Annotated in this window: 8 protein-coding genes, 4 tRNA genes, 2 rRNA genes, 1 pseudogene and 1 other annotated feature (1 of these 16 cut by a window edge); all 15 genes and pseudogenes read right to left on the bottom strand. The window is 60.1% G+C overall.

Annotated features, from left to right (window positions below; genetic code table 11):
• Positions 1–75 precede the first annotated feature (75 nt).
• Positions 76–4,200, bottom strand: a complete 4,125-nt coding sequence (gene rpoB / locus I3K84_RS14700) for a DNA-directed RNA polymerase subunit beta (RefSeq protein WP_011806984.1) — start codon at positions 4,198–4,200, stop codon at positions 76–78.
• 273 nt (positions 4,201–4,473) lie between these two features.
• Positions 4,474–4,854, bottom strand: a complete 381-nt coding sequence (gene rplL, locus I3K84_RS14695) for a 50S ribosomal protein L7/L12 (protein ID WP_015914493.1) — start codon at positions 4,852–4,854, stop codon at positions 4,474–4,476.
• Between the two features lie 49 nt (positions 4,855–4,903).
• Positions 4,904–5,410 carry a 50S ribosomal protein L10 gene (rplJ, locus tag I3K84_RS14690; RefSeq protein ID WP_011806986.1) on the bottom strand — a complete coding sequence of 169 codons (507 nt, stop codon included), beginning with the start codon at positions 5,408–5,410 and terminating at the stop codon, positions 4,904–4,906.
• 243 nt (positions 5,411–5,653) lie between these two features.
• Positions 5,654–6,349: a 50S ribosomal protein L1 gene (gene rplA / locus I3K84_RS14685; RefSeq protein WP_011806987.1), complete on the bottom strand. Its 696-nt coding sequence runs from the start codon at positions 6,347–6,349 to the stop codon at positions 5,654–5,656.
• Positions 6,350–6,781, bottom strand: coding sequence for a 50S ribosomal protein L11 (gene rplK / locus I3K84_RS14680; RefSeq protein ID WP_011806988.1), 432 nt, complete (start codon positions 6,779–6,781; stop codon positions 6,350–6,352). It lies immediately after the preceding gene.
• Positions 6,782–6,890: 109 nt separating this feature from the next.
• The gene (nusG, locus tag I3K84_RS14675) at positions 6,891–7,481 is read right to left on the bottom strand and encodes a transcription termination/antitermination protein NusG (protein WP_011806989.1); all 591 of its coding nucleotides are present in this window, start codon (positions 7,479–7,481) and stop codon (positions 6,891–6,893) included.
• Positions 7,481–7,864 (bottom strand): preprotein translocase subunit SecE, encoded by a 384-nt coding sequence (gene secE / locus I3K84_RS14670; protein ID WP_015914495.1) that lies wholly within the window; start codon positions 7,862–7,864, stop codon positions 7,481–7,483. The genes nusG and secE overlap by 1 nt, the downstream gene beginning before the upstream one ends.
• Before the next feature lie 85 nt (positions 7,865–7,949).
• Positions 7,950–8,025: transfer RNA gene (locus I3K84_RS14665), tRNA-Trp, on the bottom strand.
• 15 nt (positions 8,026–8,040) lie between these two features.
• Positions 8,041–9,231 carry an elongation factor Tu gene (gene tuf / locus I3K84_RS14660; RefSeq protein ID WP_047349905.1) on the bottom strand — a complete coding sequence of 397 codons (1,191 nt, stop codon included), beginning with the start codon at positions 9,229–9,231 and terminating at the stop codon, positions 8,041–8,043.
• Between the two features lie 75 nt (positions 9,232–9,306).
• A tRNA-Thr gene (locus tag I3K84_RS14655) sits at positions 9,307–9,381 on the bottom strand.
• Positions 9,382–9,422: 41 nt separating this feature from the next.
• Positions 9,423–9,496, bottom strand: a tRNA-Gly gene (locus tag I3K84_RS14650).
• A gap of 48 nt (positions 9,497–9,544) precedes the next feature.
• Positions 9,545–9,630: transfer RNA gene (locus I3K84_RS14645), tRNA-Tyr, on the bottom strand.
• Positions 9,631–9,772: 142 nt separating this feature from the next.
• Positions 9,773–10,572 (bottom strand): annotated as a pseudogene (locus I3K84_RS14640) (IS3 family transposase); the annotation flags it as partial.
• Positions 10,178–10,294: a sequence feature (AL1L pseudoknot), on the bottom strand. It overlaps the preceding pseudogene by 117 nt.
• Positions 10,573–10,818: 246 nt before the next feature.
• Positions 10,819–10,931, bottom strand: a 5S ribosomal RNA gene (rrf, locus tag I3K84_RS14635).
• Positions 10,932–11,051: 120 nt separating this feature from the next.
• Positions 11,052–11,968, bottom strand: a 23S ribosomal RNA gene (locus I3K84_RS14630) (it continues 1,959 nt past the right edge of the window).

Raw genomic sequence — 11,968 nt, 5'->3', positions numbered from 1 at the left:
TTTGCAAGACAAAACACCTGCAAACCCAGAGGGAGTGAGCGCCAGCCGCTCACTTTTTTAAAAACTCGATCCTGCTCAGGAACGTTCCAACTCGATGTCCAGGCCCAGCGAACGGATTTCCTTGACCAGCACGTTGAACGACTCCGGCATGCCGGCTTCGATCGCGTGTTCGCCCTTGACGATGTTCTCGTACACCTTGGTACGGCCCTGCACGTCGTCGGACTTCACCGTCAGCATTTCCTGCAGCACGTAGGCGGCGCCGTAGGCTTCCAGCGCCCACACTTCCATCTCACCGAAGCGCTGGCCACCGAACTGCGCCTTGCCGCCCAGCGGCTGCTGCGTGACGAGCGAGTACGGACCGGTCGAGCGGGCGTGCATCTTGTCGTCCACCAAGTGGTGCAGCTTCAGGTAGTGCATGTAGCCCACGGTCGTCGGGCGCTCGAAACGCTCGCCCGTGCGGCCGTCGTACAGGTACGCCTGCGTACGCGTCTCGGTCAGGCCCTTGGCCTGGGCGAGGTCGTCCGGGTAGGCCAACTTGAGCATGTCCTTGATTTCCTCTTCGGACGCGCCGTCGAACACGGGCGATGCGAAGGGAACGCCCGAGGTCAGCTCGCGCGCCATGGCCAGGATTTCGTCATCGCTCAGCTGCGACAGGTCTTCCTTGCGGCCGCGCGAGTTGTAGATCTCTTCCAGAAACTTGCGCAGCTCAGCCGTCTTGGCCTCGCGCTGCAGCATGTCGCCGATGCGCTGGCCCATGCCCTTGCCGGCCCAGCCAAGATGGACTTCCAGCACCTGGCCGATGTTCATCCGCGAAGGCACGCCCAGCGGGTTGAGCACGATGTCGGCGGGCGTGCCGTCGGCCATGTAGGGCATGTCTTCGACCGGAACGATCTTGGACACCACGCCCTTGTTGCCGTGGCGGCCGGCCATCTTGTCGCCAGGCTGCAGGCGGCGCTTGACGGCCAGGTACACCTTGACCATCTTCAGCACGCCGGCCGGCAGCTCGTCGCCCTGGGTGAGCTTCTTGCGCTTTTCTTCGAAAGCCAGGTCGAAGCTGTGGCGGGTCTGCTCCAGCGCGTTCTTGATGGACTCCAGCTGCGTGGCGACCTCTTCCTCGGCGGGGCGGATGTCGAACCAGTGGAACTTCTCCACCGAGGCCAGGTAGGCCTTGTCGATCTTCGTACCCTTGGCCAGCTTTTGCGGGCCGCCGTTGGCCACGCGGCCGGTCAGCAGCTTCTCGATACGGTCGAAGGCGTCGGCCTCCACGATGCGCAACTGGTCGTTCAGGTCCAGGCGGAAGCGCTTGAGTTCATCGTCGATGATCTGCTGGGCGCGCTTGTCGCGCTGGATGCCTTCACGGGTGAACACCTGCACGTCGATCACCGTGCCCTGCGAGCCCTGGTCCACGCGCAGCGAGGTGTCCTTCACATCGGACGCCTTCTCGCCGAAGATGGCGCGCAGCAGTTTCTCTTCAGGCGTGAGGGTGGTTTCGCCCTTGGGCGTGACCTTGCCGACCAGCGTGTCGCCGGGCTGCACTTCGGCGCCCACGTAGATGATGCCGGACTCGTCCAGACGGTTCAGCTGCTGCTCGGACAGGTTCGGGATGTCGCGGGTGATTTCTTCCGCGCCCAGCTTCGTGTCGCGGGCCATCACCACCAACTCCTCGATGTGGATCGAGGTGTAGCGGTCTTCGGCCACCACGCGCTCGCTGATCAGGATCGAGTCCTCGAAGTTGTAGCCGTTCCAGGGCATGAACGCGATCAGCATGTTCTGGCCGATGGCGATCTCGCCCAGGTCGGTCGAAGCGCCGTCGGCAATCACATCACCCTTGGCCAGCTTGTCGCCCTTCTTGACGATGGGGCGCTGGTGGATGTTCGTGTTCTGGTTGGAGCGCTGGTACTTGATGAGGTTGTAGATGTCCACGCCGACTTCACCAGCCACGGCTTCGTCGTCGTTCACACGCACCACGATACGGGTGGCGTCCACATAGTCCACCACACCGCCACGGTTGGCCGTCACCACGGTGCCGGAGTCCACGGCCGCCACGCGCTCGATACCCGTGCCCACCATGGGCTTCTCGGGACGCAGCACGGGCACGGCCTGGCGCGACATGTTGGCGCCCATCAGCGCGCGGTTCGCGTCGTCGTGCTCCAGGAACGGAACGAGCGAAGCCGCCACCGACACGATCTGTGCAGGCGACACGTCCATGTACTGCACACGGTCGGCGGACACCAGGGTCGATTCACCCTTTTCGCGTGCCGACACCAGGTCGCCCGTCAGACGCCCTTCGGCATCCAGCGTGGCGTTGGCCTGGGCGATGATGTACTTGCCTTCTTCGATGGCCGACAGGTAATCGATTTCCATCGTGACCTTGCCGTCCACCACGCGACGGTACGGAGTCTCGATGAAGCCGTACTCGTTCAGGCGGGCATACAGGGCCAGCGAGTTGATCAGCCCGATGTTCGGACCTTCAGGCGTCTCGATCGGGCACACGCGGCCGTAGTGGGTCACGTGCACGTCACGCACCTCGAAGCCGGCACGCTCGCGGGTCAGACCGCCCGGGCCCAGGGCCGAAACACGGCGCTTGTGCGTGATCTCGGCCAGCGGGTTGGTCTGGTCCATGAACTGCGACAGCTGGGACGCACCGAAGAACTCCTTGAGCGCCGCGGAAATCGGCTTGGAGTTGATCAGGTCGTGGGGCATCAGCGGCTCTTGCTCGGCCTGCCCAAGGCGCTCCTTCACGGCCTTTTCGATACGTGCCAGGCCCGTGCGGTACTGGTTTTCGGCCAGTTCACCCACGCAGCGCACGCGGCGGTTGCCCAGGTGGTCAATGTCGTCCACCTCGCCCTTGCCGTTGCGCAGGTCCACCAGGATCTTGACCACGGCCAGGATGTCGTCGTTGGACAGCACCATCGGGCCGGTGGCTTCGTCGCGGCCGATCTTGGCGTTGAACTTCATGCGGCCCACGCGCGACAGGTCGTACGTGTCGGGGTTGTAGAACAGGCGCTGGAACAGGGCCTGCACGGCATCCTCGGTCGGCGGCTCGCCGGGGCGCATCATGCGGTAGATCGCCACGCGCGCGGCGAATTCATCCACGGTTTCGTCGATGCGCAGCGTCTGCGAAATGTAGGCGCCTTGGTCAAGTTCGTTGGTGTAGATGACCTGCAGGTCCTGCACGCCAGCAGCGCGCAGCTTCTTGAGCAACGCCTCGGTCAGCTCTTCGTTGGCCTTGGCCAGGATCTCGCCGGTGTCGCCGTCTACGATGTTGCGGGCCACCACGCGGCCGATGAGGAAGTCCTCAGGCACGCTGATGTGCGTGGTGCCGGACTGCTCCAGCTCACGCGTGTGGCGCGCCGTCACGCGCTTGTCTTTGGCCACAATCACCTTGCCGGCCTTGTCGGTGATGTCGAAGCGCGCCACCTCGCCACGCAGACGCTCGGGCACGAACTCCAGCTGAGCGCCGCTGTCCATCAGGCGGAAGTTGTCGTTGACGAAGAAGTTCGCCAGGATGGATTCGGGGTTCAGGCCGATGGCCTTGAGCAGGATCGTGACCGGCATCTTGCGGCGACGGTCCACGCGGAAGTACAGGATGTCCTTCGGATCGAATTCGAAGTCCAGCCAGGAGCCGCGGTAGGGGATGATGCGCGCAGAGAACAGCAACTTGCCCGAGCTGTGGGTCTTGCCCTTGTCGTGCTCGAAGAACACGCCGGGCGAGCGGTGCAGCTGGGAGACGATCACGCGCTCCGTGCCGTTGATGATGAAGGAGCCCTTGTCAGTCATCAGGGGCACTTCGCCCATGTAGACCTCCTGCTCCTTCACTTCCTTGACCACCTTGGACTGCGAGGTCGAGGACTCGCGGTCGTAGATGATCAACTGCACCTTGGCACGCACGGCCGATGCAAAAGTCAAGCCGCGGGTCTGGCATTCGCGCACGTCGAACGCCGGCTTGGCCAGGTTGTATTCAACGAACTTCATCTCCACGAAGCCGTTGTGGGAAACGATGGGAAACGCGGAGTTGAATGCGGCCTGCAGGCCTTCGTTGCTGCGTTTTTGCGGGGCCGTGTCGGCCTGCAGGAACGCGGTATAGGCATCCCGCTGCATCTGCAGCAGGTACGGGACCTTGAGCACACTGTCGCGGCTACCGAAGCTCTTGCGAATGCGCTTGCGTTCGGTATAACTGTACGTGGATGTTTGGGCCATGAGATCTCCGGGCAAGGACATGGAATGGGATCTTCGACGACTGCCCTGCAAGGCGGCCACCTTGCAGGCTTGGCGGTTGGCCACTACCAACCATGGCGGACGGCGATGCGTTGCACATCGCCCGAACCAAGGCGTCTTCTGCTGTCGGATGGTTCAGAAGACACTAGAAAACAGTCCACGGGGGCCGCTTTCTGGTGCGCTCTAAAGTGCGTCCCATAAGCACCAAAGGCTGGAGGCCTTTTGCAAGACCCCCAGCCCAGGAGACAAGGTCGATTACTTGAGTTCGGCCTTGGCGCCGGCTTCCACCAGCTTCTTGACGGCAGCTTCGGCGTCAGCCTTGGCAATGCCTTCCTTGACGTTCTTGGGAGCGCCGTCCACCAGGTCCTTGGCTTCCTTGAGGCCCAGACCGGTGATTTCGCGCACTGCCTTGATGACCGCCACCTTGTTGGCGCCGGCGTCAGCCAGCACCACGTTGAATTCGGTCTTCTCTTCAGCAGCTGCAGCACCGCCGCCGGCTGCGCCGCCAGCAGCGGGAGCAGCCATAGCGGCAGCGCTCACGCCGAACTTCTCTTCAATGGCCTTCACCAGGTCATTGAGTTCCAGGACCGTCATGCTGTCCAGCGCGGTCAAGAATGCGTCTTTATCGAATGCCATTTTGATTTCCTAACAATTGGTTGAGAGGGGGGACGATTGCCACGCTGCCTCAGGCAGCAGCAGGCTCGCCTTCGCCTTTTTTGGCCGCCAGGGCACCCAGCACCACGGCGGTGCGGGAGATCGGCGACATCAACAAGCCACACAGCTGGGCCAGCAGTACTTCCTTGGTAGGAATGTTGGCCAGTTGCTTCACGCCGTTCACGTCCAGGGCCTTGCCCGCGAAAGCGCCGCCGCGAATCACCAGCTTGTCGTTGGTTTTCGCGAAATCGGCCACCACCTTGGCGGCGGCCACAGCGTCTTCGGAGAAGCCATAGATCAGAGGACCGGTCATCTGGTCGGCCACCACGTCAAACTGGCTGCCAGCCACAGCACGGCGGGCCAGGGTGTTCTTCAGAACACTCAGGCTCACACCCTTGCTGCGAGCTTCCACGCGCAGTTTGGTCATGTCGGCCACCGTGATGCCACGGTATTCCGCGATCACGAGCGTTTGAGCTTTAGCGGCGAGGCTGGTCACTTCATTGATGACCGCTTCTTTCTCACTGCGATTAAGACTCAAGGTCTACTCCTTCATATGCGCACTTCGGACAAGCCTCCGTGCGCGCTCTTGTTGCAGCGACCAACTGTTTTGGAACATGCATTCCATCTGCAGCGGGATCGCCATCTGCGTTGGCCTCCAAAGGTTTAAGTGCACCTTGCACACCAACGGTCTTGGATGGCCTGCCAGCCCTCAAAGGAGCTGTCAGCCCACCACATCAGACCTGCCGCCCTCATGGGCGCACCAGGTCTGAAGATTTCGCAATTACGCCGCGATGGTCTGCGTATCCACGCGGACGCCGACGCCCATCGTGGACGACACGGCTACCTTGCGCAGGTACACGCCCTTGCTGGTCGCAGGCTTGGCCTTGTTCAGCGCTTCGATCAGAGCTGCCAGGTTGCCCTGCAACTTGTCGTTGTCGAACGACCGACGGCCAATGGTGCTGTGCACGATACCGGCCTTGTCGACACGGAACTGCACCTGACCCGCCTTGGCGTTCTTCACGGCCGTCGCCACATCCGGCGTCACCGTGCCTACCTTGGGGTTCGGCATCAGACCGCGGGGGCCCAGGATCTGGCCCAGCGTACCCACGACGCGCATGGCATCGGGAGCAGCGATCACCACGTCGAACGGCATATCTCCAGCCTTGACCTGAGCGGCCAGGTCGTCCATGCCCACGATGTCGGCACCTGCGGCCTTGGCTTCTTCTGCCTTGGCGCCTTGGGCGAACACGGCAACGCGCGTCGTCTTGCCCGTGCCATTCGGCAGCACCACGGCACCACGCACCACTTGGTCCGACTTCTTGGCATCCACGCCGAGTTGCACAGCAACGTCGATGGATTCGTCGAACTTGGCAGTAGCGGCTTCCTTCACCAGAGCCACCGCCTCAGCGAAAGCGTACAGCTTGGTAGAGTCCACCTTGCCCTGCAGGGCCTTTTGCTTCTTGGTCAGCTTTGCCATTTACAGACCCTCCACCGTCACGCCCATCGAGCGAGCAGAACCAGCCAACGTGCGCACTGCCGCGTCAACGCTAGCAGCATTCATGTCCTTGAGCTTGGTCTTGGCGATCTCTTCGAGCTGTGCACGGGTGATCTTGCCCACCTTGGTGCTCAAGGCATTGGAAGAGCCCTTGTCCAGCTTGATCGCCTTCTTGATCAGCACCGTTGCGGGCGGCGTCTTGATGACGAAAGTAAAGCTCTTGTCTGCAAAAGCCGTGATCACCACGGGCAGCGGCAGACCAGGCTCGACACCTTGGGTTTGCGCGTTGAACGCCTTGCAGAACTCCATGATGTTGAGACCGCGTTGGCCCAGCGCGGGACCAATCGGAGGGGAGGGATTGGCCTTACCAGCTGGCACTTGCAGCTTGATGAAGCCGACGATTTTTTTCGCCATGTTTGCTCCTTGCGGGTATTAACGCCTGATCGTTCACCAGGCTCCCCGGGGTTACCGACTCTCTTCTCTCATCGCACCGAGTCGAAAAGCGCGAATACTTCAATGACGCTCAGGTCTTTTCGACCTGGGCAAATTCCAGTTCCACCGGGGTGGAGCGGCCGAAGATCATCACAGAAACGCGCAAGCGATTCTTCTCGTAATTCACTTCTTCTACGGAGCCGTTGAAATCGGTGAACGGACCTTCCTTGACCCGCACCAACTCGCCCACCATGAATTCGATCTTGTGGCGCGGCTTGTCCGTTCCCTGCTGCATCTGACTGACAATCTTCTGCACCTCTTCTTCGGAAATAGGCGCAGGGCGGTTCTTCACCCCGCCCACGAATCCTGTCACTTTGCTGGTGTGCTTCACCAAATGCCAGGTGTCATCGTCCATCACCATTTCGACGAACACATAACCAGGGAAAAGGCGACGCTCGGTAGTCTTGCGCTGGCCATTCTTCATTTCCACCACTTCTTCAGTGGGCACCAGAATGCGGCCGAACTTTTGCTGCATACCGGCGCGCGCAATGCGTTCCTGGATGTTGCGTTCTACCGCCTTCTCCATACCAGAATAGGCATGAACGATGTACCAGCGCAGATCTGGATTCACCGGAACATCCACCGGAGGCTGCACACCATTCGTGTCCACGGCATCCACCATCACTTCCTCCAGCCCAAGATCAAGTCGTACAGAACCCATTCCAAGGTCTTGTCCGTGAACCAAAGGAATAGCGCCATCACCACCACAAAAGCGAACACATAGCCCGTCATTTGCAGCGTTTCCTTGCGCGTGGGCCAGACAACCTTCTTGACCTCACGCCACGCATCGCTTGCAAACCCGACGAACTGGCGTCCATGCTCGGAAACGAGAAAAACCGCCACAGCCAGCACTAACCCCAACAGCAACACACCCCATTGAATCAGGGGCCCTTGCTTACCCAGCAAATAGAAACCGGCAATGGACGCGAGAACAATCGCCACTGCCGCGAACAACTTTGCCTTGTCCGCACCAGTCGTGACCGTCTCAACCTGGGATGTGGCCATAGATAAATTCGCCTATTTGATCGCGCCTTACAAGACGCCGAAGCCCGCCAGGGGCTGGCGGGCTTGATTTGTTACCACCCTGAAGTGGCAGGGGCAGTAGGAATCGAACCTACAACCTTCGGTTTTGGAGACCGACGCTCTGCCAATTGAGCTATACCCCTTCGATCCCCACTAGATTACGCAATGATCTTGGCAACGACGCCAGCGCCCACGGTACGACCGCCTTCGCGGATAGCGAAGCGCAGGCCTTCTTCCATGGCGATGGGGTTGATCAGCTTCACAGTGATCGACACGTTGTCGCCGGGCATCACCATTTCCTTGTCGGCCGGCAGCTCGATGGAGCCGGTCACGTCGGTGGTGCGGAAGTAGAACTGGGGACGGTAGTTGTTGAAGAAGGGCGTGTGACGGCCGCCTTCGTCCTTGCTCAGCACGTACACCTCAGCCGTGAAGTGGGTGTGGGGCTTGATGGAGCCGGGCTTGCACAGCACTTGGCCGCGCTCGACGTCTTCGCGCTTGGTGCCGCGCAGCAGCAGGCCCACGTTGTCGCCAGCCTGGCCCTGGTCCAGCAGCTTGCGGAACATTTCCACGCCGGTGACGGTGGTCTTTTGCGTGTCGCGGATACCGACGATTTCGATTTCTTCGCCGACCTTGATGATGCCGCGCTCGATGCGGCCGGTCACCACGGTGCCGCGGCCGGAGATGGAGAACACGTCTTCCACGGGCATCAGGAAGGCGCCGTCCACGGCGCGCTCAGGCGTGGGGATGTAGGTGTCCAGGGCTTCGGCCAGGCGCATGATGGCGGGCTCACCCTTGTCGGACTGGTCACCTTCCAGGGCCAGCTTGGCGGAACCGCGGATGATGGGGGTGTCGTCGCCGGGGAAGTCGTACTTGTCCAGCAGTTCGCGCACTTCCATCTCGACCAGCTCGAGCAGTTCCTCGTCGTCGACCATGTCGCACTTGTTCAGGAACACGATGATGTAGGGCACGCCCACTTGGCGGGCCAGCAGGATGTGCTCGCGCGTCTGGGGCATCGGGCCGTCAGCGGCCGAGCACACCAGGATGGCGCCGTCCATCTGAGCGGCGCCGGTGATCATGTTCTTGACGTAGTCGGCGTGGCCGGGGCAGTCGACGTGGGCGTAGTGGCGGGTGGCCGTTTCGTATTCCACGTGCGAGGTGTTGATCGTGATGCCGCGCGCCTTTTCTTCAGGGGCGTTGTCGATCTGGTCGTAGCCCTTGGCTTCGCCGCCGAACTTCTTGGACAGCACGGTGGCGATGGCCGCCGTCAGCGTCGTCTTGCCATGGTCCACGTGACCGATCGTGCCCACGTTCACGTGGGGCTTGGTACGTTCAAACTTACCTTTTGCCATCTTTTCGACTCCGAAAAAATCTACACCAACACGACAAATATTGATGCACCCCAAACGGAGACGCACCTGAAACTGTGGTGCCCATGGCGGGAATCGGACCCGCGACCTCTCCCTTACCAAGGGAGTGCTCTACCACTGAGCCACATGGGCAACAAGGAGTCAAACTCCTCTTAACCAACCTATCCAAACCGTGGAGCGGGAGACGGGAATCGAACCCGCGTCATTAGCTTGGAAGGCTAGGGTTCTACCATTGAACTACTCCCGCAAGACCGAATTTCGCGCAAGTACGGTCCAACGCCTTCAACTCACAATTTGGTGGAGGGGACTGGATTCGAACCAGTGTAGGCGTAAGCCAACAGATTTACAGTCTGCCCCCTTTAGCCACTCGGGCACCCCTCCGAAGAATTCGGAAGTATACAGCCTTTTTGACCATTGCGCCGGTATCCCTATTTTTTTGTTTTAGGCGTGGCGGATCTTTATGTAGTCGGTACTGGCGTCAGTTTGGCGAGCTAGCCGTTGAGTTCCAAGAGGTTGTTCATGGGCGGCTGGCAAATACATCGATGACGAAGGCCACGTACAGCCAGCCTTGCCAGGTCGAGACGTACGTGAAATCGCTGACCCACAACTGGTTCGGCCGCTCGGCACGGAACTGCCGATTCACTCGGTCCAGCGGACATGGCGCCCTGGCATCGCCAATCGTGGTGCGCACGACCTTGCCGCGCATCACGCCGCGCAGGCCCAGCCGGCGCATCAATCGCTCGACCGTGCAGCGGGCCATGGTCACGCCTTCGCGAGTCAGTTGCCGCCACACCTTGTCGGCGCCGTAGACCTGCATGTTGGCCTGCCAGACGCGCTGAATCTCCGGGACCAGCACATCATCGCGCTGAGCCCGGATGCAGCGTTTGTGAGGCTCACGCAGCAGCGCCGCATGCCTTCGATATGCCGACGGGGCGACCTGCAAGACCTTGCAGAGCGGCTCGACCCCGAAGGCATCGCGATGCTTGTCGATGAAATCCTTCAGGACTTGAGCCGGCGGTCGATCTCCGCCTGGGCGAAAAACGCGCTGGCCAGCTTCAATATCTCGTTGGCCCGGCGCAGCTCCTTGACCTCGCGCTCCAGCTCCTTCATCCGCTGGGCCTCACTGGTCGTGATGCCTTCACGCACGCCAGTGTCGACCTCGACGCGTTTGACCCATTCGTACAGCGTCTGCGGCACGCATCCAATCTTCGGCGCGATGGACTCGATGGCCGCCCACAGCGACGGGTACTCCCCCCGGTGTTCCTGCACCATCCTCACCGCCCGCTCACGCACCTCGGGTGAGAACTTGTTCGACTTGCTCATGGCTCAATCCTCTCAGAGTGTTGAGCCTCCTCAAAACCCGGGGCGATTCAGTCTTTGAAACCGGCAGCAGCCCAAACCGTCAACTCTTCAACTAGCACGTCTAAAGGGGGCAGGTTGAATTGGCTGCAGATCTACAGGGCAACTGGGAGTTGTTGAATGCTGTGCGCCAGCCGATGTTGACCGCTCAAGCCCAAAAGCAAAACGCCCTCCCACTGTGTTAGTGGGAGGGCGGTTTGGGCTGTAAGAGCCTGACGATGACCTACTTTCACACGGGAACCCGCACTATCATCGGCGCGAAGTCGTTTCACTGTCCTGTTCGGGATGGGAAGGAGTGGTACCAACTTGCTATGGTCATCAGGCATAAAGGGTTGCTGAGCAGTGAGGACTGCACAGCGAATTCATAGAGTCTGTGAATCAGCGTGGATTTGATTGCGTACTTGGCATAACAGTCTTGAACTGCGATTGGCAGTCAAAGTTATAGGGTCAAGCCGCACGGGCAATTAGTACTGGTTAGCTTAATGCATTGCTGCACTTCCACACCCAGCCTATCAACGTCGTGGTCTACAACGACCCTTCAGGGGGCTCAAGGCCCCGGCAGATCTCATCTTGAAACGAGTTTCCCGCTTAGATGCTTTCAGCGGTTATCTCTTCCACACTTAGCTACTCGGCAATGCCACTGGCGTGACAACCGATACACCAGAGGTGTGTCCACTCCGGTCCTCTCGTACTAGGAGCAGGCTTCCTCAAATCTGCAGCGCCCACGGAAGATAGGGACCAAACTGTCTCACGACGTTTTAAACCCAGCTCACGTACCTCTTTAAATGGCGAACAGCCATACCCTTGGGACCGACTACAGCCCCAGGATGAGATGAGCCGACATCGAGGTGCCAAACACCGCCGTCGATATGAACTCTTGGGCGGTATCAGCCTGTTATCCCCAGAGTACCTTTTATCCGTTGAGCGATGGCCCTTCCATACAGAACCACCGGATCACTATGTCCTGCTTTCGCATCTGCTCGACTTGTCAGTCTCGCAGTTAAGCACGCTTATGCCATTGCACTATCGTCACGATGTCCGACCGTAACTAGCGTACCTTCGAACTCCTCCGTTACGCTTTGGGAGGAGACCGCCCCAGTCAAACTGCCTACCATGCACTGTCCCCGATCCAGCTAATGGACCTAGGTTAGAACCTCAAACGCACCAGGGTGGTATTTCAACGTTGGCTCCATGAGATCTAGCGACCTCACTTCAAAGCCTCCCACCTATCCTACACAGATCCGTTCAAAGTCCAATACAAAGCTACAGTAAAGGTTCATGGGGTCTTTCCGTCTTTCCGCGGGGAGATTGCATCATCACAAACATTTCAACTTCGCTGAGTCTCAGGAGGAGACAGTGT

It is taken from the genome of Diaphorobacter sp. JS3051, assembly GCF_015832135.1.
In the GTDB taxonomy this organism is placed as follows: Bacteria; Pseudomonadota; Gammaproteobacteria; order Burkholderiales; family Burkholderiaceae_C; genus Diaphorobacter; species Diaphorobacter nitroreducens.
Note: the sequence above shows the minus strand (reverse complement) of the source record. Positions and strands in the feature narration are given on the sequence as shown.